Source organism: Paenibacillus sp. RC334 (assembly GCF_030034735.1).
Lineage (GTDB): Bacteria > Bacillota > Bacilli > Paenibacillales > Paenibacillaceae > Paenibacillus > Paenibacillus terrae_A.
On the sequence record NZ_CP125370.1, the window covers coordinates 4,442,696 to 4,468,311 of the forward strand.

The window sequence follows — 25,616 nt, forward strand, 5'->3', positions numbered from 1 at the left end:
AAGATTTGCTGGTGCTTTTAGCTATCACAAACCGTCCTAAAGTACGTGGTCGCATGGAATATCTAAATAAAGCCTTGAAACCTTGCTAGCTTAAAAATAGACTTTGAGATTTCATGTCACTTATTTTACAATATTATAGAAACTAGCATTAAATTGGAGATCACGAGGAGGATATCGTAAATGACACATAACAAGAAATTGAAGACATATCCACTTACAAAAGCTAAGCATGTAAAGGTTCATGGTCGAACTACGCAAACACTTACACCACTAACTCTGTTTTGGACAGGCAGCGGCATTGAATTGAATATCAAGGGCTCGGAGCTGTGGATTGAAATTGAGGCCGATTACCAGGTGTATGAGCACTGGATCAGTATTGTCATCAATGGTGCCCCGATGAGTCGCTTGATGGTGACCGCAGGACGGCATTGGATTTGTCTTTTGAGAGGAATGAATCCTAACATGGTTAAAAATGTCCGGGTGGTCAAGGATGTCCAGCCTATGAGTTTTGACTCGCGCATCTTGTTGCAAATTCATGCCCTGAAGGTTGACGGAGAATTGCTGCCGGTCACAGATAAGCCTTACAAGGTGGAATTTATCGGTGACAGCATTACCTCGGGAGAAGGAACGATTGGAGCAAAGGAGGAGACAGACTGGGTTCCCATGTTGTTCACGGCACTACATAATTATACAGCCATAACTGCCGAAGCACTGAATGCCGATTACCGAGTATTGTCACAAAGCGGATGGGGTGTCCTAACGAGTTGGGATAATAATCCGCATGCAAACATACCAGCATATTATGAGCAGATATGTGGTGTGCTCAGCGGAGAGAGAAATGAAGCATTAGGGGCATTTTCCGATCATGATTTTACCTCATGGCAGCCGGATGTGGTCGTGGTGAATTTGGGGACTAATGACGGGGGAGCCTTCTATTCTCCCGCATGGACGGACCCAGCAAGCGGGAAAGTGTACAAGCAACGCTTGAACGAGGACGGGACATTCAATGAAGAAGATTTACAAGCTTTTGAAAACGCTACCGAAAATTTCCTTGTCAAGCTTCGGACCTGTAATCCTGCTGCCCATATTGTGTGGGCCTATGGGATGCTTGGTACTCCGATGATGCCAGCGATCTACCGGGCGGTAGACGCGTACAAGAAAAGAACGAGGGATCGGAATGTGTCCGTGTTCCAACTGCCTAACACGACGGAAGAAACGTTAGGGTCTCGCAGCCATCCAGGGCTTCTCGCCCATACCAAAGCGGCAAATGAGTTGACAGGGTATTTGCGAGAAATTTTAAAGAATTAGAATCCAGGAAGCAGAATCAACTCTGTTGAACCACTCTCTTGAAGTAAACATAACATCACAACACCCAGGATATTTGTGTTCTGGGTGTTGTTGACAATCATAGGAGAACCATAAACAGGAGGCAAATTCTTAATAAAGAAATACTCGTCTGATCTATTTAGAAAAAAGGAGTCGAAGCGATGCCAGTAAATACCTCTGGACCGTTACGTACGGTCGTCGATACCCCGGAAATATAAGAGGAATACACTGTTTGTATCGCCCATGGCGCGGAAAGATCCTGTGCATTAAAAGCTTGCGTTTCAGTGGCTCCTGTGACGCCAAGTACACCCTCTGCCCGGTAAATAACATCGCTCGGATCGTAGTCGGTGCCACGTACGATTTCAACCGCATACGTATCACCAAGTTCACCAATCAGACCTATGGAACCGCTAAAGGTCACAATCGGACCCGGTACAAGAAAAGTTCGCAGGGTAATCAAACCAAACCGCTCCGGTTCAGGACCCAGCTGGACATCGGGACCCTCACCTGATTTTGATGAATTTGTTGAACTTCTCATATCCAGAAAAAAACCCATTGCTTATCCCTCCAAATTGCAAGATACTCCATGATATGCGAGAAATTCTTAAGCGACTTGGACAAATTAGCAATAAATCTATCAATTCAGCTTAAAATAACCGATAGTAAATACATATGATATAAGCACTAGAAATGAATATGTAGATAGAAAGCAGGGGGTTTGATGAAACAACTGAAACGACTGAAAACATTAACACTACGTAAGAAATTAACAGCAGCATTCTTGCTGGTCATGCTTGTTCCTAGTATTATTGTCAGCTCTTTTTCTTATCAGGCAGCGTATAACCAGACAGACCAGCAATTAATGGACAGTGCGACGACTAGCGTTACCGCAGCCGACCGCGCAGTCACCCAGACGATTCAAGCCAAAATTGCAGATATCGAATATTACGCTACTACGATGACGGCCAGTGACAACACTCCAGAAGCAGATGCAGCACTCCTGACGGAGCTGCAAATCTATTTGAAAATGCATGCGGAAGCCCTCGATATGTTCGTAGGAACTCCTGAAGGAAAACTCATTATTGGCAAAGCCGTAGGCTCCACAAACGATCCTCGTGAGCGTCCGTGGTACAAACAGGCCATGGAGAAACCCGGACAAACCGTAATCAGCCCTGTCGGACTCAATACAGCTAAGGTCGCCGTTGTGTATATTTCACGTACGCTTCCTGACAATAGCGGTGTTCTCGGTCTTTCCCTGAACCTGAATAATTTAAAGGAAATTACGAATTTAAAAATCGGGCAGCAAGGTTATGTCATGATATTGGATAACACCAAGCGTATCGTTACTCACCCGATAGAAGTCAGCGGAAGTACGAAATTGGGAGAAATGTTGCCACAACTGTTCACCTCCAAGGAAGGCAGCTTTAATTACAAACTGGATGGCGTAGCCAAAAACCTGATTTTTAAAACTAACGCTCTGACCGGCTGGAAAATTGCTGGAACGATGGACAAGTCGGAAACAAATGCTTCCGCCAAACCGATCCTCATCACGACCATCGTGGTGCTGGTCATTTCAGCTATCGTCATCGGTGTGCTGGCGCTGTGGCTAATCAGCAGTATACTCAAACCGATCCAAAGATTGCGTAATTCTATGGATGCTATCAGCCAAGGCAATCTTTCCATCAATGTCGCTACGAACAGCACAGATGAAATCGGCGACTTATCGAGATATTTTCAAAAAACGGTGGATAGCCTGCGTAACATGATCAAAGAAATCCAAGCCATGACAGGCAATCTGTCAGCCTCCTCGCAAGAGCTCGCCGCAGGTGCAGAACAAACAACCCGCGCGATTGAACATGTGACCGAAGCCATTCAGGATGTGGCCGCAGGCAGCGAAAGACAAGCCAACAATGCCAAAGAAAATCAGGATCGTGTGTCAGGTATGTCAACAGATATCGCGGCTATGACCGAGGCCATGACTGAAATGACCACGTTCTCTTCTCAGGCCATTCAGGCGTCGGATACAGGCAGTGAACATATCGGCAATAGTGTCGTCTCCATTGACGGCATTCGCACAACAGTGGAAGAGCTGGATACGATTATTGGCGCATTGAGTGAACGATCCGGACGAATCGGAACGATTGTCACGGTCATTACCGAAATCGCCAGCCAGACCAACCTGCTCGCCCTGAACGCTTCTATTGAAGCAGCACGCGCCGGAGAGCATGGTAAAGGCTTTGCAGTTGTAGCGACTGAAGTCCGCAAGCTAGCGGAAAACTCAGCTCATTCGGCACAACAGATCCGTGAGCAAATTCAAGGGATTCAAAACGGCGTATCCGAGGCCCTGACCTCGATGGAATCTGCCAAAGAGCGCGTAAGCGAAGGCATTAATTCCGTGGATCTGTCCGGCCGCTCCTTCTCCCGAATTCGTAGAGCGATCGTTAAATCGGCGAAGCAGCTTGACAACGTCTCAGCTTCTACAGCAGGAGTAGCACAAGGAACAAGTGCAGTGGTCGGCAGTATGGAGGAAATTACACGTATTGCCGAAGAAGCCGCATCCCATACCGAGACGGTATCTGCGGCCGCAGAGGAACAGCTCGCCTCCATGGAAGAGATCGGTTCCTCTGCCGCAGATTTAACCCGTCTGGCAGAACAGCTCCAAGATTTGCTGGCACAGTTCCAATTGGATGAAACAAATAACAGTTCTGACCGATAAATAGTAAGAGTCTTCACGACAAAGGAGGAATGAAAACATGGATATCGCAGCATTATCAACAGGTATGAGCCAGGCCAGCTTGGCGCAAGCCGTGAGCGTGAAAGTATTGGGTATGGCTAAGGATCAAGCTGGTGAACAGGGACAAGCACTGATCCAGATGATGGAAAAAAGCGTACAGCCTCATCTCGGAGGTCAACTGGACCTTCGGGCGTAGCTTCACCGCTATTCGACGGGCGATCTGTTCGGTTCTAAACGGACCGGAGCAGATCGCCTATTTTTTTAACACATCTACCATCGCGATTTTTCGTTCAGCGCAAAACGTAGTAAACTATACATATCGTCCACGGCCTTGGTTCGGAGGATAGAGCAAAAACCGCACAATGAAAGAGGAGGATACATAAATCATGAGTTATTCCGCATATTTCGAAAAGGTCAGAGAGCAGCAGCTTGATGAGCTGAAGGATTGGTTGTCCATTCCGAGTATTTCCGCATTATCCGAGCATAAAGGAGACATTAACAAAGCAGCCGATTGGCTTGCCGCCAAACTGACGTCTGCCGGATTGGAAAACGTTGAAATCATTCCGACTAAAGGCCATCCGCTGGTGTATGCGGATTATCTGCACGCACCCGGTAAACCGACAATCCTCGTGTACGGTCACTATGATGTACAGCCAGTCGACCCGCTTCATCTGTGGGAAACTCCACCGTTCGAGCCGTCGATCCGTGACGGAAAGCTGTATGCGCGCGGAGCTACAGATGATAAGGGTCAGGTATTCTTGCACATTAAGGCGGTCGAAGCCATTTTGAAGCAGGAAGGCAAGCTGCCGCTGAACATCAAATTTTGCATCGAGGGCGAGGAAGAAGTGTCCAGCCCGAGCCTACTTGAATTTTTGCAGACAGGTGCAGACCGTCTGGCTGCCGACGCTGTACTGGTATCCGACACCTCCCTGATCGAAAAAGGCAAGCCTGCCATTTGCACAGGTCTGCGCGGATTGTGCTCACTGGAAGTTTCGATCCACACCGCCAATACGGATCTGCATTCTGGCTCCTTTGGCGGCGGTGTGCCGAACGCGTTGCATGCCCTAGTATCCTTGCTGGCAACGCTGCATGACGACAAGGGACGCGTCAGCATCGACGGTTTCTACGACGATGTCGCGCCGCTATCGGCTGAGATGAGAGCAGAGTTCGTGAAGCAAGATTTCAATGAGAGCAAGTTGCAAAAGGATCTTGCGCTTGATTCCCTGTACGGCGAAGAAGGATTCAGCTTCGTCGAGCGTGTCGGGGCACGTCCGACGCTGGAGCTGAACGGCGTGTATGGCGGCTTCCAGGGCGAAGGCACGAAGACGGTCATTCCGAAGGAAGCTCACGCCAAAATTACGTGCCGCCTGGTTGCCAACCAGAATCCGCAGGACATTCTGGACAAAATCGAGCGCCATCTGCGCGCCCATGTTCCGACAGGTGCCACGCTGAACATCCAGCAGGGTGAAAAAGCGAACGCGTTTAACATCGACCCGTCACACGCATTTCTGCAAGCAGCGGCAGATGCTTTTGAGAAGGTATACGGTGTACGTGCCCTGTTTACCAAGGACGGCGGCTCCATCCCAATCGTGGAAACTTTCTCCCGTGTGCTAACTGCACCCGTCGTATTGATGGGCTTTGGCTTGCCGGATGAGAACTTACACGCGCCGAATGAGCATTTTAATTTGGAAAATTTTGATAAGGGTCTGCTGACCATTGTGGAATTTTTGAAATCTGTGTAAGCTGATACCAAAAAAGCATTCACGGCATGTGATCAACCATGCTTCGTGAATGCTTTTTTACATTGGCTGCCGTCGCCTAAGAAAAACGGGTGTAGCGCAACAGACGAACCAGCCGATTCAACCGTTCTATTTCCCGATCCAACTCGTGAAGCGGTTGCCCGGCCAAAGCAGCGTTCGCTCTCAGATCACGCAGCGGGTTCATTTTCCGACCCATAAGTTTCAACACCGTGGCCTTCCCCATGTTGTTCACCACCGCATATTGCGTTAGCGGGTCAAGCTCAATCCACAAAACATGATGATGCTGAAAAAACGACAATAGTTGCTTTTTCAATTCTTCAAGCTCACCTGTAATTTGCGGATGATGATGAAAAGCCACATAGCCCATCACCCGCAGGTCACTTATGATTTGTTCCAGTTGAAGCGTTTCGTTTATGTACACATTATTCGTCCTCATGCGATTCCTTGCGCCGTTCGTATAATTTTCCCGGATGACGTTCACCACCTGACTATCGTTATCTTTTTATCGGTATGCTTCCATCATATACAAAAAAACAACCGGCTTATACGCCAGTTGTTTCCCGTTCCACAAAATACTTATTGGTCATATAATGAGCCTTGCCTCTGGAAGTGTCGACCATTCCCTTTTTGTTATCGAGAAAAACAATTTCCCGGCATTTGGTGCAATACCACTTGGTCCGCTTAAAGGGAGATTCCGTTACATACGAGGTACCGCATTTGCAATCTACTTTGATCAAGGTTTCTGTTGATTTGTAAGCTTGGGACAGCTCCTTCAAGCCTGTATCCGGCTGTTGAACCGGGATAATGACTTCCTGATAGCTTGAATACTGATTATGAACTTTAAAATCAGCCACCAGTTCCGCATGTAGCCCAAAGTACTCTTTGCCAATCTCGGTTACAAATTTTTTGCCAATTCTGTAACACTCAAGCCATTCCTGTATCTGTTGATTAGACAAAGGCACTGTGCCCTTGATACCGCTATTTAATGTGTAAGTCATGATGTATAAAGTATCATCTTGTCTATGTCCGTACATGAGAAGCCTCCTTATAATACACTTGATAATGTACTACAAAGCGCAAAAAACATCAATTTTATTATTTGGCAAAAGGTTATAGCTGATTTATAAAGCTCAGGGAATGCACATATAGAATAAAAGCAACTGACCTGGGTCAGTTGCTTTGTCTTTCCACATAGTATTTGTTGGTCATATACCACGCCTTGCCTTTTTCCGTATCCACCATACCCTTTTTGCGATCCAGGAACACAATGTTATTGCATTCCTTGCATGACCACTTGGTCCTTTTATGCGGCGACTCTTCTATATAGGAAGCTCCGCATTTGCACTCTACCTGAATTAACGTTTTATACTGACTGTACGCCTCTGCCAACGGGTCTACGTCTACAGCTTTACTTACCACCGCAGGCTGTATCATGGATATATGATCCCGCTGCTCCGAGTATTCATTATGTACCTTAAAATCTGCTACCAATTCAGGATTCAAACCAAAATACTGTTTACCAACTACCGTTACAAACTTGCTGCCAATTCGATATGCTTTTATCCATTCCTGAACCTGCTTACTGGATAGGTCGACTGTTCCCTTTATACCGCTGTTCAGCGTATAGGTCATCAAATGTTCGTTTTGTGTCATATGTCTCCCCGTTCACCTCCGATCAAGAATATACCACAGGTAGACCTAAGCAAAAGCTACTTACTGCTACCTGAAGCAACGAGCTTTTCTGCCTTGTGATCCTTTTAATACAAGTATAACTCAAAACCCGAGCTGTCTTCCATTTTGTCTATATCCTGAGCACTGATTTCGCAGGGATCTATACTCGCCTCCTTAGACTATCACAAGATGCATTTTTATCTTTTTATCACTTTGTGGTACAGTCTTCTACATTAATCATTCATGCGAGTTGGCGGATAAGCTAATGGTAGTTTCTTCCTTCCTTATATATTACAACACTTTTGTACAAATTCCTACATGTTTCAGCGGTGTAATCGTTTTTTTCGTCACCTTGCCAGAGTAAGTGCTCCCGCTTATACTCAATAGCCTTTTCATATGTACCACCAGGTTCGCAACATACATTTTGATGAATTCTTCATTAGGGAGTTGAGCGTACCAGAGATACTGGCTTTTCATTTTATAGAGTAAAAATAATTTCCAAAGACCATTTTCGTTTTTTGAATTCATTCGTGTGATATATTTTCTCTTAGGGAGGCGAATCCATTTTGGAAAGAAAAAGTGTTATGGTGTATGAAGATATAAAAGAAAAATTACAATCTATAAAAACAGAGTTAGGTTTGAGTAATGAAAATGATGTTGTCAGTTATTTGATCAGTGTATATGAACACTCCGATTCTCTGCCCAAAAAATCTCAAATTCAACTCATTAAACTTATAAAATAGAAACACCAAAAATCCTTGAGTGTATAAGCGCCCAAGGATTTTTGGTAACGTAATTAATCAGGTATTTGAAAACACATAAAAATATTTTTATCTGTAAAATGTTCTTAGCATCTCCTGCGCAATCTGATCGACCTCTTCCAATTTATCGTTTTCACTCGGATTAGTGCTGAGCCTATTTAGTTCGTATGTTAGCTTTCCAAGTAAAGCATTAGGAAGCTGCTTACAAAAATGTATAAGCACGAAATACTTCCACGAACTATCGTTTGAATTTAATATTTGCCGGATGACTGGGATTAGCTCCATATCGAACTGGAACAAAATATTTCTTACTTCCGCTGAAATGGGCCAATTACTGTCTTGTAACCAGGTAAAAAGCTCAGGAATGATGGGTCGAATTTCTGCCTTACTGCACAATTTCAATTGATTAATGCTATCAAAATCCGACTTATGTTTAGGGATAAGATCGTGAGGATTCACCATGTGGCCTCCTTTACCTGGTTATTCCCCAAACATCTATGATTAATCTTTTTGGTTCAGTTTCTGCATTACATTGGAAATACATTTTGAAGCACGCACTCAGTAATTAAAAAAACAGATCATATCTTTTTACTAAATTATTAAAACGAATAGCCGTGAACGGTTTTCACTGAATCCTCATTGCAGCTATCACTGTGATATTAATGGACTAAGAGTATAAAAAGCTGTACCATACACGTGAGTTGTATGTCTTTCATACCAGTCGAACCGATGTACAAGTCGTTGAATAATTTTTTTCTGGGATCCACTTCCCACTTTCACCTTTAAAATAACTCCAAGCAGGTGACTCATGCCTAATCATATAAATCAGATTACCATCACGCTCAGCCCGTAGAAGTATTGATTATACCCTTGGTTTCTCCTGCGGGCTGAGCCTTTGCCCAAGGGAGCGTGATGGTAATGAAGCCTAACCGAAAAAAACGTAATCAAGCCTATTTTAGACATCACAGAAAGCGGGTTATTCAGCGTAAGAAACGACTTTCAGCACACCGGGGATGGGTCGTCAAATTCGACGGTGTATTCTCCAAAGGGAAAATTCATTGTTCCTGCTGGATGTGCAGCGCAAAAACAAAACGACTTGGCTATCCCAAATCGGAGTTATCAAGAATAGCTAACTGTCAGGAACAGCTTCTGGATTATGATTTTTAAACTACAAATGATCAAAACAAGCGAATGTCTTTTTCTGCGACAATCGCTTGTTTTTAAGTTGACTCACTTGGCAAGGTCATCCTACAAAACAAAAGCCTTCTCGACCAGCCTTCACTTTTGAAGGATCATCGAGAAGACTTTGCACCCCGCAAGGAACAAGAGGTCAGATTTTTAATTCGCCAAGCCTGATTAATTCCACGACCGCCTGTGAACGACCTTTTACGTTCAGTTTCTGCATTACATTCGCGATGGGGTTTGAAACACACCAAGTTTGTTGTTAAGGTAAAAGGGCACTACTTTTTTATCCAATTGATTTTGTTTGATAAATTCATCAAAATCATCACTTGTGTCCATAACCAATCTTTGTCGATTGTATTTGTCGTACTCTGCTGTCGCCAACTTCTCTGCAATCTCTTGCGAAATACTTCCTGCATTTATCAGAATATCTCGCTCATTGAATTTCAGGAATGAGTCCAGCTTCTGGGTCCAGTCCTTCATATACATCGGGGATTGACGTTCCGCCTGATCTTCCGCATAGTCCAGATACATCGTTACGATGCGATTCAACGTTTGTATTTCTTTATCGGTCAAATAGTTCTTGGCTACGGTTATATCGCTCTTCCTTACTTTATCGCCTTTCCAGCTCGTTAATCCCATATTGCCTTTATCAGCGCTTGCTCGCTCGGCAATCAGCTCTGCCGCGGTATGACCATGGACGGCAAAATGAAGTTTGTTTTGTACAGTAGCGAAAAACTCTTTGGACACACTGGAATGGGGGTCATAATCAACCGATAAGGCGTAGATATCCGTAATCTTGCGATAGAACCTTTTCTCCGATGCACGGATGTCGCGAATACGCTGGAGCAATTCATCGAAGTAGTCTTGTCCAAAGTGACGCATATCTTTCAAACGCTCATCGTCCATTGTAAAGCCTTTGACAAGGTACTCATTAAGCCGCTCGGTTGCCCACCGCCTGAACTGCGTGCCTCTGTGCGAGCGGACACGATACCCGACAGCAATAATCATTTCAAGATTGTAATGCTTGACCTTGCGTTTTATTTCTCTTGAACCTTCAATTTGAACTTGTAAGTATTCCTTACAAGTTGCATCAAAAGCTAGTTCATTTTCTCCATAGATGTGTTTAATGTGAAGCGTAATGTTTTGAGACGTAGTCTGATATAACTCTGCAATTGCCTTCTGAGTCATCCAAACGTTGCCGTTCTCCAGTTTCACGTCTATTTTGGTATTCCCATCTTCTGTCTGGTATATTAAGATATCTGTACGATTGTCCAATTTCTCAACTCCCACTCCTCCCCAACTAACGCTTACGGAATCATACGTTCTTATTTTATCATATTCGAAGTAAACACATTGACAATAAAGTCTCCTATTTTACAATCCTCGCCCTTTTTTTATCTATATTTAACATATGTCACAGCCATTTAAAGCTTTTTCACTCCAATTTACTTAACGAAGTTTCCAATCTCAGCACTAAGAATCGGTGGTTCAAACGGTTCAAACCGCTTAATGAAACCGTTTGATCCAGTAGACCATTTTTGTAATACGTATATTTGGCATCTGGAGATGAAGACTCTGTTCCCGCTGACGTTAACCGATTAAGGTCATCAAAGGTATAAGAGATTTCGCTGCCAAATGGCTCCCTCAGCTTAGTTCGATTTCCAATTAGTCATACTACTTGTTTACTTACCTGATTTTTCTCATCAGTTATTTTAATAACCTGTCCCAGTTCGTTAAATTCTCTTCACTTTTGGTTATATTTCGCCTCACCTTTGGCATTAGCAACGGAAGCACGACGATCCATCACATCATAATTGTAGGAAGTGCTATTTTATTGCCATCCTATGCTGTTACGTTATTGCCGCTAATCTTGTCGCAGCTATGTTTGCCCAATAATTGTATTTTTTAGAAATAAAATATATTTTATGCATTTTTAAAAAAACAAAAGCCTTCCCGACCAGCCTTCACTTTTGAAGGATCATCGAGAAGACTTTGCACCCCGCAAGGAACAAGAGGTCAGATTTTTAATTCGCCAAGCCTGATTAATTCCACGACCGCCTGTGAACGACCTTTTACGTTCAGTTTCTGCATTACGTTGGAAATATGGTTACGCACCGTCTTCTCACTAATAAATAGTTGTCCGGCGATGTCACGTGTTGTTTTGTCCTGCACAAGCAGTTCAAATACTTCACGTTCACGGTGAGTTAACAAAAACTTGTTTTTGTGGTCGTTACCCTTCGTCAATTTCACCCCTCCTTGCTCGGGTTTTGTGTGGTGTAACAAGGTTAAGGGATACAGTCAACACATTTTATGTCACGTGCTTAGGTATGGTTCAATATGCGGATAAAAATGGGCCTAGGCACTTATTTTCAGCCTTTGCAGAATCGTTAGACTCTGCGTCTAATTTTATGTATTGACAGGCATATGGGGCAGCCTTATGATAAGAAAAACCGCGACTGATAATCATTATCAAAATAATGATACATATAGATATCGCGCAACAGACTATTGTTCATGGCCGCTTGGCCAGAAAGGGTGTTCATTAATTATGAAATTACGTTACGCTGTACCGGCCGGAGTGCTGGTTTCTTCTATTCTGTTCGCAGGTTGCGGCCAAACCGGAACTGCTACTCAGCAGCCTGCTGCAACGACCAAAGATGTGGGAGCAACTACACAGTCAACGACTCCTGCGGCCTCTGCCCCCAATTTTGATCAAGCGGTGGCCGCTTACCGTGCCTATGCCATAGAGCAATGCGATACGTTTGTGAAAAAGACAGAAGAATTCACGAACGCGGTCAAAGCTGGCGAGCTGGACAAAGCCAAGGCGCTGTATGCTCCTGCACGTATGTACTATGAACGGATTGAACCGATTGCAGAAGCGCTGGGCGATCTTGACCCGAATATTGATGCGCGTGACGGTGATGTAGATGCAGCAGATTGGCGCGGTTTCCACCGGATTGAAAAGACATTATGGGAAGAAAACACCACCAAAGGGTTGGACGAGTTTTCCGACCGCCTGTTGAGTGATGCAAAGCTGCTGCGTGCCAAGGTGGAGACGGTCAACATTGACGCCAGTCTGATGGTAACGGGTGCAGTCGAGCTGCTGAACGAAGTATCCACCTCCAAGGTGACGGGTGAAGAGGAACGGTATTCCCATACGGATTTGTACGACTTTGCAGCCAATGTAGAGGGCGCACAAAAAATATATGAGATTTTGAAAACAGACCTGAACCAAAAAGATGCAGCGTTGGAAACGCAAATTGGCGAGCGCTTTGAGGCATTGCAGAAAGAATTGGCTCCTTTCAAGAAAGGCGAAGGCTATGTATCTTATACGAAGCTGAAACCGGAAGAAATTAAAAAGCTGAGCCAAAACCTCGATGCCCTGGCAGAGCCGTTGTCCCAAATGGGAAAATTGTTAGGAGTGTAACGATATGAAAGGCTTCAAGCGGCAAAAGGGAACGAGACAGGAACCGCAGCAGCGTACAGATTCCCGTGAAGAACAGGTTGATCTGGTCAAAAAGGATGCTAAGTCAGAGGATGTTCTGCTAGAAAATGATGTGCTGTCAGGAAAGAGTAAATCTGTATCACGCCGGGATCTATTGAAGCTGGCCGGAGTCGGGGGACTGGGTCTCCTGCTCGGCGGCGGTGGCGTGGGGGCTGTGCTGACAGCCAGCCAACGGCTTGAAAGCATGATGACGGAAGCGGATACCAAGGATGTGGTTCCTTTTTACGGGAAGCATCAGGCGGGTATTGTGACTCCGGCACAGGATTTCATCTGCTTCGCCGCCTTCGATCTGACGACGAGCGACAAGGAACGGGTACGCAGCCTGTTTAAAGCCTGGACAGAAGCCACCGCTACGATGACTTCCGGCGCGCTGATCGGCAACGATAACGAAAACCTCAACCTGCCTCCGTCCGATACGGGCGAAGCGGCGGGGTTATCGCCGTCACGGACGACGATTACCTTTGGTGTAGGTCCGTCCTTTTTTGATGGGCGCTACGGTCTGGCAGGGCTTAAACCTGCCGGACTTCGTGAGCTGCCCCGTTTTCAAGGAGATGCGCTGGACGATCAATGGTGCGGTGGCGATATCGGGGTGCAGGTATGCGCCAATGATTTGCAGGTAGCTTTCCATGCCCTGCGTAATTTGGCGCGTATCGCCAGAGGAACGGCGGTGCTTCGCTGGACACAGGAAGGCTTCCAGCGGACAGCACAGGCCGATCCGGCGGGAAGCACGCCGCGGAATTTGCTCGGCTTCAAGGACGGTACGGGGAACCCGGATACCTCCAAGGCTGATGAGATGAACCGACTGGTATGGACACAGGCGAGTGACGGTCCTGCGTGGATGGGCGGCGGCAGCTATATGGCTGTGCGGCGTGTACGCATGCGGGTAGAGGTATGGGATCGCTCGACACTGGGCGACCAGGAGGATACCTTCGGACGCCATCGCAGCAGCGGGGCCCCACTGGGCAAGGCCAAGGAGTTCGACAAGCTTGATCTGGCGGCCACAAGTCCGGAAGGCAAGCCGATCACGCCCCCCACCTCTCATGTGGCATTGGCTCATGGGGACGGGAGCATTAATATTTTGCGGCGGTCTTATTCTTATTCGAGCGGATTGGACAAGCAAACAGGACAGCTCGATGCCGGGTTGCTGTTCATCAGCTACCAACGTGATCTATTCAAGCAGTTCGTCCACATTCAGGAGAAGCTTGCGCGCAATGACAAGCTGAACGAATATATTGTACACAAAGGCAGTGCGGTGTTCGCCTGCTTCCCGGGTGTATCGCAAGGCGGCTACATCGGGGATACGTTATTTTAGCAGCAGGCCAGGAAGGGGATTTATATGAATCGGCGCAATAAAAGCTTGGGATGGGTGTTTCTGCTGGTGGCTCTGCTGCTGACAGCAACTCCGTTCATATCCGGATCCGGGTCGGTCGCTTTCGCACAAACAGATACCAAAGCTGCTTCCAATGATCAGCTCATGCCTGTGGTGGGTGGCGCACTGGTGGAGGCGGGACAATCCCAATGGACGGAAGCCTCCAGGGACGTCAAAGAATTCCGTACGCTGTGGGAAGCTGCCAAAACAAACGGCGGTGATGCAGCCCATATCGCAGCGGTGGACAAGGCTCTCACGGATGCAGAGCAGGCGCTTGCCAGCGGCGGCGGAGAACCAGCGAAAGCTGCACTGTCCGTGCTAGCTCGTTCGGTCAACGAATTTGTGACTGCTGCGGAAGGCGACAAACCCGCCCCGGCTGGAGCCAAAGCAGCGGAAAAGCTGCTCCCCATGGCGAAGGGCAGTCTGGCTGCCATGCAAAAAGGCGACTGGACTGCGGCCCGCGCTGATTACGACCGGATCGTAAAAGCATGGTATCAGGTGGAGACACCGATTCGTTCGGACAATTTTCCGGTATACAGTGCGCTGGAAACTAAAATTAGCCTGATTCGCATCTCCATGCAAGCCGAGCCAATACGACAAGAGCAGGCTCTCAAGGAAATGCAGGAACTAACGGCTTTGTTGTCGGATTACAGTCAAGGCAAGTTGGTGAATACGGGTCAAGAAGCTGTTGCAAACAACACGGCTAATGGCTCAGTAGTCTCGCTAAGTGATGCGGTCAAGCTCCTCGAATTCGCACGGCAGGATGCGACAGCCAATCAGCCTGAGCAAGCGGCTGACAAGGTAGGGCGGTTCATCGCCCTGTGGCCTTCGGTTGAAGGACATGTGCAAATTTCCGATCCGGCGTCCTATACCGCGATTGAAAATGAAATGACCGAGACTTCCGGTTATCTGCTGTCTTCTCCACCGAACACAGTCAAAGCCATCCAAACCCTTGATCAGATGCTGGAAAGGCTCCGTCCGTTGACGGAAGAACGTTCCTACACCGCTTGGGATGCGGCACTGATTTTGCTGCGTGAGGGGCTGGAAGCCATTCTGGTGCTTGCGGCTCTGCTGGCGTATGCCAAAAAAAGCGGCGAAGCTGTGGCTGGTCGCTGGATATGGGCTGGTGCCGGAACGGGGCTGGTGCTGAGCGGAATCCTGGCGGTGCTGTTCACCACACTGGTCGCGGCCGCCACATCGGGCAGCATGCGTGAGCTGCTGGAGGGTGTGACTGGACTGGTCGCGGTTGTGCTTATGCTGACCGTCGGTAACTGGCTGCATACCAAATCCAATGCTGACGCGTGGAACCGCTTTGTCGAGAACAGCGTAGACAACGCGCTGGCGCGTGGTAGCCTGTGGTCGCTGTTCGCCGTTTCTGCGCTCGCGATTTTGCGTGAAGGCGCCGAGACGGCTATCTTTTATATCGGTATGGCCCCGGCCATCGAAACCTCTCAATTGCTGATTGGTATTGGCTCGGCAACTGTCGTGCTGGTTGTGCTGGCATTGGCGATTATCAAGTTTAGCGTACGGTTGCCGATTCGCGCCTTTTTCCTGACGGCCACTGTACTGATTTACTATCTCGTATTCCGGTTTCTGGGCGAAAGTATTCATTCGCTTCAGGTGGCTGGCAAGCTTCCGGGGCACACGGTCTCTTCGTTGCCATCCATTAGCTGGCTGGGCATGTATCCTACTTGGGAAACGTTTATCCCACAGGTCGCTGTGCTGATCTTCATGGTGTGGCAGCTTGTACGTCAGGAAATGCGCAGCTCCAAGCAACGTTAAAGTCCAAACTGCAACACATACAATTGAGGATTTTGCAAAAATCCAGCACGCGACTTCCAATGAACAATATATAGATCGAAAGGGTCTAGTTCGTCTATATATTGCACTTTCGAGCGACTGGAATCGAATTTTGCAAAATCCTGAATGCAAAAATAACGAAAAAAAACGTCAAAACGCAGGTCCGATCTCTATCGGCTCCGACGGTTTTGGCGTTTTTTTAGTCACGAGAAGGAGTGCTGACTTTTATGATCAGAAAATATCCTCCAGCAACGGAATCATACGCTGGTGATGGAGCAAGTCTGTACGGTCACCGTGCTCACGAATCACGTGTACCTCACCGCGAAAATCCAGCAGCTCCGCCGGCGTAGCATGTCCCAGAAAATGCACCGGACTATAGCTTAGTCCATAAGCTCCTGCATTCGGAATGACAATATAATCACCCTCCTGAATCGGAGGAAGCTGCGCTTTTTTCACAAGACAATCCTCGGGTGTACAAAGCGGTCCGACAATGCTCACGGTTTCCAGATCCACGGTTGCTTCTGGCTGAAGCTCCCCTATCCGGTCTGCGGCCTTCCCTAATTTTAGCTCGACAGCAGCAGCCTCTTGAACAGGAATGTCCTTCCCCTGCCCTATCTGAATCGCCACTTCCTGTCCCTCTCCTTGCCCGCGCATAATTCGCACCGGATAGTTGTCCCTAATCCGACGTCCTCGAAAGGCAGCCGAGGCATAATGGTTCATACCGCCATCAGCTACAACGAACTTCTCTCCCTTGGATTCCTTCGTATACAACGCCCGACAGACATACATTCCTGCCTGAGCAACCAGATATCTGCCGCTTTCGATGATCAGCATAACACCTGGCAGACGGGATCGAGTCTGCTCGGCCATTGCGTTCAGTCCATCAATCACTTGCCCCATATCCAATGGCTGCTCATGAGTAAAATAAGGAACGCCAAATCCGCCGCCCAAATTTACCGTATGCATCGCCACACTATACTGATCCTGTATGCGTTCTGCCAATTGAAGGGTATTCGAGAATGAAGCTAAAATCTGATCCGCTTTCAGCATTTGCGTGCCTGTATACACCTGAATGCCCTGGAAATATACATGTGGGCAATCTTCCAGCACCGTAAAAAAGTGATCCAACTGCCCCTCGTCCACACCAAAGGGACGAGGAACGCCACCCATTTTGATCGTCGATCCCGACAAATCGTTATCGGGATTCACACGAACCGCAGCGCGGACAAACAAGCCTGCTCGGGCAGCAATATCCTCCAGCAAGCGCAGCTCCCGCACCGACTCGACATGAATGCAGCCGATTCCACAGGCTACCGCCTCACTCAGTTCGGCTACCGTTTTTCCCGGCCCGGCGTACAACACATCTTCTGGGGCATACCCGGCCTCCATCGCGACAAACATTTCCCCGGCCGAAGCGATTTCGACGCCACAGCCTAACGTGCGAAGCAATCCCGCCAAGGCTACGTTGCCATTGGCCTTGAGTGCGTAATGCACACGCACAGCCGGGTGCAGCCGGGATAGCAGCGAGCTGACATGAGCATGTAGCGCGTCGCCATCGTAATAATAAAATGGCGTCGGATGTTCGCCGAAGCGTTCCAGCAAGGCTTCGTCCTTTTTATCCATCTGCTGAATCTCCCCCCTTCTTCTTCCTATTCCGCATAGATCGTCTGGCCTGAACGGGCGGCCTCATGAATAGCTGCCAGCAATCTGACGCGCTCGGCGGCCTCGTGGAACGGAATAGGCTCCGCGACTCCCCGGATGATATCGCAGAACGTGTCCAACTGATTGACGTAATAGTTCATGGGCTCGAAAACGGTTTTGATTTTGGAGTCTATCATTGTATCCTTCGTTATTTTCGTCTTGAGCGTTATTTTATAAAAGCCCAGATTCGCCCGAAAGCAGTCCTGCAAAGTAACTACCGCCGAATCAAAGGTTAATACATGAGCGCAGCGGTATGGCCGCTCGAATGAAAAGAGGGCGGATGCCTCCAATCCCCCCGGATAGCGGGCCTGTGCACGAAATGTCCAGTCACAGCCGTTAGGACCGTCGAAATCCGATTGACTGCGGAACTCCGCCTGCTCCAGTCCAACGACTGCCTGAAGAAACTGGAGCCAATACACGCCCAAATCCCAAAAGCATCCCCCGCCCTGCTCGGGTCGGGATCTGTAATTCTCCGCATGCCCGTCCTTTGCGGGAATGCACAGGCTGGTCGCTATGGAGCGCAAACAACCATAGCGACCGGAATCCACGATATTGCGCAGCTCGCGCTGCCAAGGATGATGCTGCACCATGACTCCTTCCAGCAGGTGAGCGCTGCTCTGCCCGACTGCCGCTTCCAGGGGAGCCAGCTCCGCCGTATTCAGACATAACGGCTTCTCCACAAGCACATGTTTGTGAGCCTGTAATGCTTTACCGATCCACTCCGCATGCAGATCGTTACTCAGCGCAATATACACGGCGTCAATCTCCGGGTCGATCAGCATATCCTCGGCATGCCGATAAACGACACTAACGCCAAAACGGTCCGCCAAATCTCCTGCCTTGGCAACGGTCCGGTTCGCAAGCGCGGTTACACGGGCCCCCGCAACGTAACGGATCGGCTCCAGCAGCGCACGAGGGGCAATGGCTGAACAGCCAATGAGGCCAAAACGGATATCACGTACCGCAGGCTCTTGCGCCGCTGCGGCGGTGTTCATGACCCCTTCTCCAATCCCGCTGAGTTTACTTGCACCTGGACGTTCCTCACATATGACTCCACATAGCGTGGTGTCTGACTACGTAGCTCCACGATCCTCCGGTGCATGTCCTCCAGAATCTCAGCGCTGCCACCATAGATTTGCATCCACGTATCGTACCGTATCCCCAGTCCCAGCCGTTCCCACAGATCCGCATTATGCATTTCATGCACACCGAACGGCTCCAGCATAATGAGTGGAGTGGCTGTGGCGAACGAATCTGTCAGACTACCCCCGCCGGGCTTGCTGACAATGGCCTGGACATGACATGCCTGGTCCAGCATGCTATGGTAATCCGGCCCGGCCTCATACAACGTCTCCTCGCCAGCCTTCACCTCACCGAAAGGCGGAAAAGTATGCTCCCCGGCTTCATTCCGCTTCCATGTTCTCCACTGCGGGTCCATCCGGAAATAACGTATACCGTCCCGCTGCTCATCCGGCTGGTCCTGATCATACAGCAGCAAATCCAGCTCCCAACCCGCCTCTTCCAGCCGTCCGACCTTTTCACGGTACGTGCCCATACCCCAACCGCCGCCGTGCACAAACAAGCGGGATTTCCGGGCCTCAAAGGGAACATGCTCTACAGCCGGGACATCAATATAGTGGCTGACTCTATTTGGGTCATTTTCAAAAAATGTCATTTCTCCACACCCATCGGCAAAGTTCGGGTTATGCTTGGCCAGATTTTTCCATGAAGGAGAAGGCGTCGAGTCCATATATACAATGTCCACATGTACCGATCCCGGCTCCCTGCGCTTGCGATACTCCTCCAGCACATACATCCAATGGCCGGACAAGCATATAAAATGCCGCCGATCTTCCTCCATCCATCGGGTCAGCAGCACTTCCATGGCAGCGAGATCAAGCGAATTGCGCATATCCTGCGGAACCTTCTGTGACATTAAGGCTACAGCGAAATTATCATGGTAAGCTTTGCGGCTTTTGTCCACCTTGAGACGGGCCGACTCAGGCAGTACATTTTCAAATACGTGAATCGCCGTCTCCACACCCAACCTGCGAAGACCCGCTTGCATCAGCAAGCCGGGAGTATAAAAGCCCAATCCGAAACCGGAACACAAAATCGTTACCTTCATACTCTTGTGCATACTCATGCTCATACGCCTCCCGTTTAATTCAGCACTGTAAAATGATGCTCCGCCAAAAAATGCTCCAGCTTCGTAGTCAGACGCATTTTTTCCTTATCACCCGCGGCAACCAGTTCCAAATAAAGACGACCTTTTCCACGTGCCCGCTCACTTCCAGTTGCCCTTTCTTTACCTTGGATATTCGCTACGCCTTCAGGCCCACCAGACACGGAAAGACCGTCACCACTGCTAATCCCGCTAACACGAACCTGCTTGGCAGATGACCTGCCCCCGCGCTCTGTTGTATTTCTGCTTGGCGTGCTTTTATCACCTGCATTCCTGTTTTCGCCATCTCGTCCGCCCGTGTTCACATACAGCGTATTGGCGCCCAGCGGCATGACGCCTTCTTCACTTTCGCCTGTGAACAGCAGTCCTTCACATTCCAGCCCTTCCAGCAATTCTTCATAGGACAAACTGCCATCATGGGACAACGAATAATTCGTCAACGTGCCACGCATATTTTTCCCAGCCAAAAAGGTGTCCAATTGGTGCTTGATCAGACTCATGGATTTACGGGCGTTAATTTCGATAATAGGCTCCAGCTTCCCGCCGCGAAGTGTCATCGAGTCAATGCAGACGTCGCCGTAATAACCGTCCTGATACAGCTGCTTCCCTACATCCTGCATTAAGCGAAAATAGCCCTCACGCTCCAGCCGCTCCATAAAAGCCTCATCCGGCGACAACGATTCCCGATAGGCGAATTGGGTGTTAGCCAGCCACTGCACAGACAGGATATCGACACTTCCGTTATCACCAATCGTAAATTGGCATGAAAAATCCTGCTCCTTCTCCAAGAAAGGCTCCAGGAGGAACAGTACCCGTTTGCCTTTTCGTTCCTGCCCACGTAAATACGATACAATTCGGTCCAGCATCTGTGTTGAGGTAATGTGCAGGTTTCCTTTGCCGGATACGCCAAAATCATCCTTGATTAAAAAGCTTCCATCCCGCAGCAGCTTGCGTCCCGCCTCAGCTACATCCGCAAACGAAGTCACAATATAGCCGGGATGGCGCAGTCCAAGACTGCGTTTTAAATCAGAAGAATAGGTTTTGGCATTCACCTTGCGGATCGTTTCCAGCGGCGGCTGATGCAGCGTAATACCCCAAGCGCGTGCGGCCTCCTCCACATGAGGCAAACCCGCAAACGGGCTAAGCACACATCCCTCCAGTTGCGGAAACCCCGTACTGGTATCGGCCTTGCGACTGCCCAGCAGTTCAAAAACGGAAGCCGCCGACACATTCCCCGCCTGCTCCGTTCCGTCAGTCAAATCCCGTTCATTTACAGCCGGGCGAAAGCCCAACTGCGCGATATACTGACGATGCACAGGCGAAATAGCATAGCGGGTCAACAACGCGTCTCCCGGCTGGCAAAAGCTGAACAGCAGCTCATCCATTGCCGCCACAATCGCAGAAGAAGCCCGGTCAGGAATGGCGGGCAAGGAAGCTAACTGGGCATCCCGCCAGTAAACCTCCGCTTCGAACGTTCCCATATACAAATGACGCTGGTTCGGTGTCGCATTCATATGATTCGCTTCCTTTCCTGCTTCGTTATTAGCCTGCTATTACGGTAGCGCTACTGGCTTGCACTTGTATAATCGCGCAAGGCAAACTGCCATATAAAGCGGATCACCGCCAGTAGCCAGATCGGGGCGAGGAATGCCCATATGATCAAGCCGGGTTCCATTTTGCCCAGAATAAACATCGGTGGAAAATTACAAATCACAAACACCGGAAGCACGAACAAGCCGATACGCTGGATCAGATTACTATACACCGCCATCGGCACATGGTTCGTATCGAAAATGCTGTTGGATAGTTCTGTCACCCCGTTCGTGCGGATGATCCAGAAGGCTAGCAGTTGGGGCAGCAAAAACACGGAATAGGCCGTCAACACCCCGCAACCGAGCAACACAGAAAAGCCCCCCGACCGTTTCAAAGTTAAACGGCAGACCGAGTTTATACCAGCCAATGCCCGTCATGATTCCGCCGCCGACTACGTTTGGAATGGTGTAGCCCAGCTCAAATTGCCGCAGCGTCACCATAAATTGCAGGGACACCGGCTTGGTCATGAGCACATCCAATGAACCGGTACGGATTTTGTCAGGCAGACTTGTAAAATTGCTGTAGAACAAGCCGCTGTAAAAACCGCTCATCATCGTAAATACGCCGATATATAACAGCACCGCGTCAGGAGACCAGCCGTTAATATCCGTTCCGGCCCGGTATGGAACCGAGGCGTACAGCAGCTTGATGAGCAAATAAGCGGTTTCGACCAGAAAAGCAGTAATGAAATTAATGCGGTATTCCATCTGCGACATGACGGAAAACTGGACGAACTTCCAGTACAGTCGGATATAACGTCCAGCATTTCGGAAAACATTTTTCATGTTAACCTCCTACCGAGACAAAGCGTTTGACCCCGGCTTGCCACACCCGGCGCGATACGGCCGCCAGCACTACAATCCAGAGCCATTGCACGCCAATGCCTTCAGCGGCTTCCAGCATGGTCAGCTTGCCCGTTAATGCGTTCACCGGAAAAAATACGGTGTAGCTAAACGGGAGCAAACTGAACATGCGGGCCAAAACGTCTCCAAAAATCGTCAGCGGAAACACAGTGCCACTAGCTACATAAATGACGAGCGACAACGTGTAAAATAGTCCCCCCGATTCCGTCACCCAAAAGGCTATGCCGCTCAGCGCATAATAGACCACAAAATTGAGCACCAGCGCCCCCGGCAACGCCAATATGTAAAGCAGGATATACGACAGCCTGAAGCTGATTTGACCTTCCAGGCTAAGACACAGCAGCAAAATCGCAGCCGCCAGCAGCACTACTGCGGACTGTACCGCCTTGCCTCCAATAAACCGACAAAAACGGTAAGCAAAATAGTGTACAGGCTGCACCATGAATTTGGGCCAGTCCGCCTTCTTTGATGTCTGTAGCAATTTCGTATTCAAAACCCGTAGCGATCAGCTTACCGGTTACCCCTGCCATGACTACATACACCAGCATTTCCGGCAAAGAGTAGCCCAGCACCCTTGCTTGTCCCGAAGAACCGAATACCGCAAGCCAGAGAAAAATTTGCGTCATGATCGGCAGCATGAACCCCGCCATCTGGAGCCAGTAATTGGCCCGGTATTCCATTTCGTTTTGCATGCCAAGCTGGAGCACCTTCATATATTTGTTATTTCGCATCAGCTAGCCTGCCTCCATCGTACAAATTGGCTATCCCCTCTTCCAACGGGACGTCCTCAATCGTAAAATCAACGACAGGCAGCGCATCCAAAATCTTTTTGGACCAGGTCAGAGTATCTTCTGCATCCAGCTCAAATACCGCCTCCAGCTCCGAGTTGGAGCGCAGCTTGCCAAGTCCCGCCAACGTCAGGTTAGGCACAGGGGTCTCCAGTCGAACCTTGAGCAACTTGCGGGCGCCGATCACCTCATTCACCTTGTTCAAATCCCCGTCATACACCAGTCTTCCCCCGCTGATAATGATGGATCTGCTGCACAAGTCCTCAATATCCTTCATGTAATGGCTTGTCAGCAGGATGGTCGTCCGGTGTGTGCGGTTATAGGCTTTGAAAAACTCGCGAATGCGCCGCTGAGAAACCAGATCCAGTCCAATGGTCGGCTCGTCCAGCAAAATGACCCGTGGACGATGCAGGAGCGCGGCAATCAGCTCCATTTTCATACGCTCGCCAAGAGATAATCGCCGAACCTGAACATGAAGCTGTTCCTCCACCCCAAGCAAGGTAACCAGCTCGTCCAGCGCCTCTTTGTAACGACTTTCATCTATTTCGTAAATAAGCTTGTTCAGCTCGAACGACTCGCTTGCGGGCAAATCCCACCAGAGCTGGTTTTTCTGTCCCATCACGATGGAAAACTGCCGTTTAAACTCCTTTTGCCGCTTCCACGGGGTAAAACCAAGTACAGATGCCTCCCCCTCACTGGGATGAAGAATGCCGGACAGCATTTTGAGCGTCGTTGTTTTGCCCGCCCCGTTCGGGCCGAGAAACCCGACGATTTCACCTTCCTCAATGGTGAAGCTGACATCCCGTACGGCCTCCTTGGTCAGCTTTTCCCGCCTGAACAGGTTTTGTAATGATTTGCGCACGCCCGGCTCCTTTTTATAGTACGTAAACGTTTTCGACAATTGATTCAATGTAATGGACGGCATTCAATTCTCCTCCTCTTTCATCTGTCCGTGACACCTTGTTGAGCATTCCTGATACGATTTGCCTGATACGTTATGCCTGAACTACTCGGCTGCTTGCTCGGCTAAAATCATCAATTCCTCCAGCATATGCCGCTGTTTGTCAATCAGGCCGAGGGCGCGGTCGCTAATGTCAGGCATCCGATGCTTGCGCAGTTGAAGACCTGTTTTGTAAATATGCAGATTGAGCTTATGCCATTCCGCATTCAATGACTGCGCCAGTTCCATCACATGCTGCGCTCGCGGTCCCAATGTGGCTTCATGCAGCATGCAATAATCCGCTGTGTAATCGGTCAGATGAAGGGCACTGCCCAAACGCAGATTGTAATAGATTTCATGGCAGTACGTACGGAAGTCCGCATCCTCCATGTCTGTCAGCAGGCGGAAGTCCTCGACAAAGGCCCGGTATCCCTCATCTCCCCGCTTGACCTGTTTGCCAACTGCGACATTTCCGGGGTTATTTCCCAGGTCATTGGACGAAGGTACACCTCTCCAGACCGCTTCATGTCCAGTCACATATTGACGAATATGGTATGCACACGCTGCATGCAATTCGCCTGGCGAAAGCGGCGCGGGCTGTTCCACCACCCAGGCATATTCAATAATGCCCTGCATCAGGTCGTCGAGCCGGGCCGAACCGACGTAAGTCATGGCATGGCCCGAAGAATCCAGCAGGAAGCTGTCATTTACCTGTGCTGTTCGCTCCTGCAAGTCCAGTCCAGACAGCTCAATGACATGGCCCCTTGGGTAATTTTTCACATACACGTCGTGGTAGGTTAAAGCGGTACTCGATGTGTGCAGCATCGTACCGTAGCCTGATGTCAGCGCCCGCAGCAGGTCGGTTTCATCGCTTACACCAACAATCCACGGCTCCACCCGAATCACCGGACCGCCGCTGGCTGCCATTTCCTGAAGCTGCTCCGGATATTTCTCGGGACCGAAGCGCTTCAAATCTCCGCTATATTCCGCGCACATACTGCCGCACAGCATGAACAGCTCGGATTCCGCCATGTTCACGCCATACCGCCGCAGCGAGGTGCGCAGGGATGAATATACACAGTGCTTGCCTGGAGGAGCATCTATAATTTCTTCAGCAGCGTAATCGACAACGGAGTCATGAACATCCTCCATGCCGGATACCTGCATAGGCTTGATCTCTGCCGCCCCCTTATGCATATTTGCCCAGCAGACGTTCAATACCTCGAAGTGTGGAAAGATGCTCCAGCACCAGATCGTCGTCCTCCATCGTAATATCCAGCTCATTTTCCAGCTCTACAATCAATTCAACAGCGGATAGGGAATTCAGCCCCAAGGTTCGCAAATCTTGCTCCGGCGTCAATTGTTCCAGTTCACCTGGAGCCAGCTTCAATACCTTTTCCAGCAAAGGTACTACATGGTACACATCTGTTTTCAT

26 protein-coding genes and 1 pseudogene are annotated in these 25,616 nt (G+C 48.9%); 8 read left to right on the forward strand and 19 right to left on the reverse strand.

Translation table 11 applies throughout. The features are described from left to right. Positions 1-180 precede the first annotated feature (180 nt). Complete coding sequence (locus tag QMK20_RS20370; protein WP_283653068.1) at positions 181-1,308, forward strand: SGNH/GDSL hydrolase family protein; 1,128 nt, start codon at positions 181-183, stop codon at positions 1,306-1,308. Between the two features lie 157 nt (positions 1,309-1,465). Here QMK20_RS20370 and QMK20_RS20375 read toward each other — a convergent pair whose 3' ends face one another. Next, positions 1,466-1,882, reverse strand: coding sequence for a hypothetical protein (locus QMK20_RS20375; protein WP_283653069.1), 417 nt, complete (start codon positions 1,880-1,882; stop codon positions 1,466-1,468). 165 nt (positions 1,883-2,047) lie between these two features. On the opposite strand from QMK20_RS20375, the gene QMK20_RS20380 reads away from it, so the two are divergent. The 3 genes from QMK20_RS20380 (at position 2,048) to QMK20_RS20390 (ending at position 5,802) form a co-directional block, all read left to right on the forward strand. Continuing rightward, the gene (locus QMK20_RS20380; protein WP_283653070.1) at positions 2,048-4,042 is read left to right on the forward strand and encodes a methyl-accepting chemotaxis protein; all 1,995 of its coding nucleotides are present in this window, start codon (positions 2,048-2,050) and stop codon (positions 4,040-4,042) included. A gap of 37 nt (positions 4,043-4,079) precedes the next feature. Beyond that, complete coding sequence (locus QMK20_RS20385) at positions 4,080-4,256, forward strand: YjfB family protein (protein ID WP_082067275.1); 177 nt, start codon at positions 4,080-4,082, stop codon at positions 4,254-4,256. Between the two features lie 190 nt (positions 4,257-4,446). Then, positions 4,447-5,802, forward strand: a complete 1,356-nt coding sequence (locus QMK20_RS20390) for a dipeptidase (protein WP_283653071.1) — start codon at positions 4,447-4,449, stop codon at positions 5,800-5,802. 76 nt (positions 5,803-5,878) lie between these two features. Here QMK20_RS20390 and QMK20_RS20395 read toward each other — a convergent pair whose 3' ends face one another. The 3 genes from QMK20_RS20395 to QMK20_RS20405 all read right to left on the reverse strand — a co-directional run bounded on the left by QMK20_RS20395 (position 5,879) and on the right by QMK20_RS20405 (position 7,473). Further along, positions 5,879-6,256, reverse strand: coding sequence for a hypothetical protein (locus QMK20_RS20395; RefSeq protein ID WP_283653072.1), 378 nt, complete (start codon positions 6,254-6,256; stop codon positions 5,879-5,881). Positions 6,257-6,362: 106 nt separating this feature from the next. Further along, the gene (locus tag QMK20_RS20400; protein WP_137060035.1) at positions 6,363-6,854 is read right to left on the reverse strand and encodes a hypothetical protein; all 492 of its coding nucleotides are present in this window, start codon (positions 6,852-6,854) and stop codon (positions 6,363-6,365) included. A gap of 136 nt (positions 6,855-6,990) precedes the next feature. Then, positions 6,991-7,473, reverse strand: coding sequence for a hypothetical protein (locus QMK20_RS20405; protein WP_044648314.1), 483 nt, complete (start codon positions 7,471-7,473; stop codon positions 6,991-6,993). Between the two features lie 584 nt (positions 7,474-8,057). Here QMK20_RS20405 and QMK20_RS20410 point away from each other — a divergent pair. Next, entirely contained in the window at positions 8,058-8,234 is a 177-nt protein-coding gene (locus QMK20_RS20410) for a hypothetical protein (protein ID WP_161797194.1), read from the forward strand. A gap of 87 nt (positions 8,235-8,321) precedes the next feature. On the opposite strand, the gene QMK20_RS20415 is transcribed toward QMK20_RS20410, so the two are convergent. The 4 genes and pseudogenes from QMK20_RS20415 to QMK20_RS20425 form a co-directional block, all read right to left on the reverse strand. Next, complete coding sequence (locus tag QMK20_RS20415) at positions 8,322-8,714, reverse strand: DUF5071 domain-containing protein (protein WP_044648316.1); 393 nt, start codon at positions 8,712-8,714, stop codon at positions 8,322-8,324. A gap of 868 nt (positions 8,715-9,582) precedes the next feature. Further along, a pseudogene (locus tag QMK20_RS27745) lies at positions 9,583-9,681 on the reverse strand (helix-turn-helix domain-containing protein); the annotation flags it as partial. Continuing rightward, a complete protein-coding gene (locus tag QMK20_RS20420; protein WP_283653073.1) occupies positions 9,657-10,712 on the reverse strand; it encodes a virulence RhuM family protein in 1,056 nt (351 codons plus the stop codon). The pseudogene QMK20_RS27745 and the gene QMK20_RS20420, both read right to left, overlap by 25 nt. Before the next feature lie 741 nt (positions 10,713-11,453). After that, a complete protein-coding gene (locus tag QMK20_RS20425; RefSeq protein WP_007431813.1) occupies positions 11,454-11,681 on the reverse strand; it encodes a helix-turn-helix domain-containing protein in 228 nt (75 codons plus the stop codon). A gap of 304 nt (positions 11,682-11,985) precedes the next feature. On the opposite strand from QMK20_RS20425, the gene efeO reads away from it, so the two are divergent. From efeO to QMK20_RS20440, 3 genes are read left to right on the forward strand one after another with little or no spacing between them, the layout of a single operon-like run. Further along, the gene (gene efeO, locus QMK20_RS20430) at positions 11,986-12,864 is read left to right on the forward strand and encodes an iron uptake system protein EfeO (protein ID WP_283653074.1); all 879 of its coding nucleotides are present in this window, start codon (positions 11,986-11,988) and stop codon (positions 12,862-12,864) included. Positions 12,865-12,868: 4 nt separating this feature from the next. Then, positions 12,869-14,254 (forward strand): iron uptake transporter deferrochelatase/peroxidase subunit, encoded by a 1,386-nt coding sequence (gene efeB / locus QMK20_RS20435; protein ID WP_283653075.1) that lies wholly within the window; start codon positions 12,869-12,871, stop codon positions 14,252-14,254. A 24-nt stretch (positions 14,255-14,278) separates the two neighbouring features. Further along, positions 14,279-16,093 (forward strand): FTR1 family iron permease, encoded by a 1,815-nt coding sequence (locus QMK20_RS20440; protein ID WP_283653076.1) that lies wholly within the window; start codon positions 14,279-14,281, stop codon positions 16,091-16,093. A gap of 249 nt (positions 16,094-16,342) precedes the next feature. On the opposite strand, the gene QMK20_RS20445 is transcribed toward QMK20_RS20440, so the two are convergent. The 11 genes from QMK20_RS20445 to QMK20_RS20495 all read right to left on the reverse strand — a co-directional run bounded on the left by QMK20_RS20445 (position 16,343) and on the right by QMK20_RS20495 (position 25,616). Continuing rightward, positions 16,343-17,734: a type III PLP-dependent enzyme domain-containing protein gene (locus tag QMK20_RS20445; protein ID WP_283653077.1), complete on the reverse strand. Its 1,392-nt coding sequence runs from the start codon at positions 17,732-17,734 to the stop codon at positions 16,343-16,345. 26 nt (positions 17,735-17,760) lie between these two features. Then, positions 17,761-18,807, reverse strand: a complete 1,047-nt coding sequence (locus tag QMK20_RS20450) for a Gfo/Idh/MocA family protein (RefSeq protein ID WP_283653078.1) — start codon at positions 18,805-18,807, stop codon at positions 17,761-17,763. Continuing rightward, complete coding sequence (locus tag QMK20_RS20455) at positions 18,804-19,964, reverse strand: UDP-glucuronosyltransferase (RefSeq protein WP_404580075.1); 1,161 nt, start codon at positions 19,962-19,964, stop codon at positions 18,804-18,806. The genes QMK20_RS20450 and QMK20_RS20455 overlap by 4 nt, the downstream gene beginning before the upstream one ends. 11 nt (positions 19,965-19,975) lie before the next feature. Beyond that, positions 19,976-21,511 (reverse strand): hypothetical protein, encoded by a 1,536-nt coding sequence (locus QMK20_RS20460; protein ID WP_283653080.1) that lies wholly within the window; start codon positions 21,509-21,511, stop codon positions 19,976-19,978. Positions 21,512-21,561: 50 nt separating this feature from the next. Then, positions 21,562-21,864, reverse strand: a complete 303-nt coding sequence (locus tag QMK20_RS20465) for an ABC-2 family transporter protein (RefSeq protein WP_283653081.1) — start codon at positions 21,862-21,864, stop codon at positions 21,562-21,564. After that, positions 21,755-22,375 (reverse strand): ABC-2 family transporter protein, encoded by a 621-nt coding sequence (locus QMK20_RS20470; protein WP_283653082.1) that lies wholly within the window; start codon positions 22,373-22,375, stop codon positions 21,755-21,757. The genes QMK20_RS20465 and QMK20_RS20470 overlap by 110 nt, the downstream gene beginning before the upstream one ends. 1 nt (position 22,376) lies before the next feature. Further along, complete coding sequence (locus QMK20_RS20475; protein ID WP_283653083.1) at positions 22,377-22,895, reverse strand: ABC-2 family transporter protein; 519 nt, start codon at positions 22,893-22,895, stop codon at positions 22,377-22,379. Next, on the reverse strand, positions 22,783-23,184 hold the full coding sequence (locus QMK20_RS20480) for a hypothetical protein (RefSeq protein ID WP_283653084.1): 402 nt from the start codon (positions 23,182-23,184) through the stop codon (positions 22,783-22,785). The genes QMK20_RS20475 and QMK20_RS20480 overlap by 113 nt, the downstream gene beginning before the upstream one ends. Further along, positions 23,174-24,166 carry an ABC transporter ATP-binding protein gene (locus QMK20_RS20485; RefSeq protein WP_283653085.1) on the reverse strand — a complete coding sequence of 331 codons (993 nt, stop codon included), beginning with the start codon at positions 24,164-24,166 and terminating at the stop codon, positions 23,174-23,176. Before QMK20_RS20485 ends, QMK20_RS20480 begins: the two co-directional genes overlap by 11 nt. 81 nt (positions 24,167-24,247) lie before the next feature. Continuing rightward, a complete protein-coding gene (locus QMK20_RS20490; RefSeq protein WP_283653086.1) occupies positions 24,248-25,378 on the reverse strand; it encodes a hypothetical protein in 1,131 nt (376 codons plus the stop codon). Next, the gene (locus QMK20_RS20495; protein ID WP_283653087.1) at positions 25,371-25,616 is read right to left on the reverse strand and encodes an acyl carrier protein; all 246 of its coding nucleotides are present in this window, start codon (positions 25,614-25,616) and stop codon (positions 25,371-25,373) included. The genes QMK20_RS20490 and QMK20_RS20495 overlap by 8 nt, the downstream gene beginning before the upstream one ends.

Excerpts from the sequence above, each read along its gene's own strand:
- QMK20_RS20480 (WP_283653084.1), bottom strand. The coding sequence starts at position 23,184 with ATGCGAAATAACAAATATATGAAGGTGCTCCAGCTTGGCATGCAAAAC.
- QMK20_RS20445 (WP_283653077.1), bottom strand. The coding sequence starts at position 17,734 with ATGGATAAAAAGGACGAAGCCTTGCTGGAACGCTTCGGCGAACATCCG.
- QMK20_RS20455 (WP_404580075.1), bottom strand. The coding sequence starts at position 19,964 with ATGAGCATGAGTATGCACAAGAGTATGAAGGTAACGATTTTGTGTTCC.
- QMK20_RS20415 (WP_044648316.1), bottom strand. The coding sequence starts at position 8,714 with ATGGTGAATCCTCACGATCTTATCCCTAAACATAAGTCGGATTTTGAT.
- efeB (WP_283653075.1), top strand. The coding sequence starts at position 12,869 with ATGAAAGGCTTCAAGCGGCAAAAGGGAACGAGACAGGAACCGCAGCAG.
- efeO (WP_283653074.1), top strand. The coding sequence starts at position 11,986 with ATGAAATTACGTTACGCTGTACCGGCCGGAGTGCTGGTTTCTTCTATT.
- QMK20_RS20495 (WP_283653087.1), bottom strand. The coding sequence starts at position 25,616 with ATGAAAACAGATGTGTACCATGTAGTACCTTTGCTGGAAAAGGTATTG.
- QMK20_RS20380 (WP_283653070.1), top strand. The coding sequence starts at position 2,048 with ATGAAACAACTGAAACGACTGAAAACATTAACACTACGTAAGAAATTA.
- QMK20_RS20375 (WP_283653069.1), bottom strand. The coding sequence starts at position 1,882 with ATGGGTTTTTTTCTGGATATGAGAAGTTCAACAAATTCATCAAAATCA.
- QMK20_RS20440 (WP_283653076.1), top strand. The coding sequence starts at position 14,279 with ATGAATCGGCGCAATAAAAGCTTGGGATGGGTGTTTCTGCTGGTGGCT.
- QMK20_RS20405 (WP_044648314.1), bottom strand. The coding sequence starts at position 7,473 with ATGACACAAAACGAACATTTGATGACCTATACGCTGAACAGCGGTATA.
- QMK20_RS20395 (WP_283653072.1), bottom strand. The coding sequence starts at position 6,256 with ATGAGGACGAATAATGTGTACATAAACGAAACGCTTCAACTGGAACAA.
- QMK20_RS20490 (WP_283653086.1), bottom strand. The coding sequence starts at position 25,378 with ATGCATAAGGGGGCGGCAGAGATCAAGCCTATGCAGGTATCCGGCATG.
- QMK20_RS20460 (WP_283653080.1), bottom strand. The coding sequence starts at position 21,511 with ATGAATGCGACACCGAACCAGCGTCATTTGTATATGGGAACGTTCGAA.
- QMK20_RS20390 (WP_283653071.1), top strand. The coding sequence starts at position 4,447 with ATGAGTTATTCCGCATATTTCGAAAAGGTCAGAGAGCAGCAGCTTGAT.
- QMK20_RS20400 (WP_137060035.1), bottom strand. The coding sequence starts at position 6,854 with ATGTACGGACATAGACAAGATGATACTTTATACATCATGACTTACACA.
- QMK20_RS20385 (WP_082067275.1), top strand. The coding sequence starts at position 4,080 with ATGGATATCGCAGCATTATCAACAGGTATGAGCCAGGCCAGCTTGGCG.
- QMK20_RS20370 (WP_283653068.1), top strand. The coding sequence starts at position 181 with ATGACACATAACAAGAAATTGAAGACATATCCACTTACAAAAGCTAAG.
- QMK20_RS20470 (WP_283653082.1), bottom strand. The coding sequence starts at position 22,375 with ATGAAAAATGTTTTCCGAAATGCTGGACGTTATATCCGACTGTACTGG.
- QMK20_RS20485 (WP_283653085.1), bottom strand. The coding sequence starts at position 24,166 with ATGCCGTCCATTACATTGAATCAATTGTCGAAAACGTTTACGTACTAT.
- QMK20_RS20450 (WP_283653078.1), bottom strand. The coding sequence starts at position 18,807 with ATGAACACCGCCGCAGCGGCGCAAGAGCCTGCGGTACGTGATATCCGT.
- QMK20_RS20475 (WP_283653083.1), bottom strand. The coding sequence starts at position 22,895 with ATGGTGCAGCCTGTACACTATTTTGCTTACCGTTTTTGTCGGTTTATT.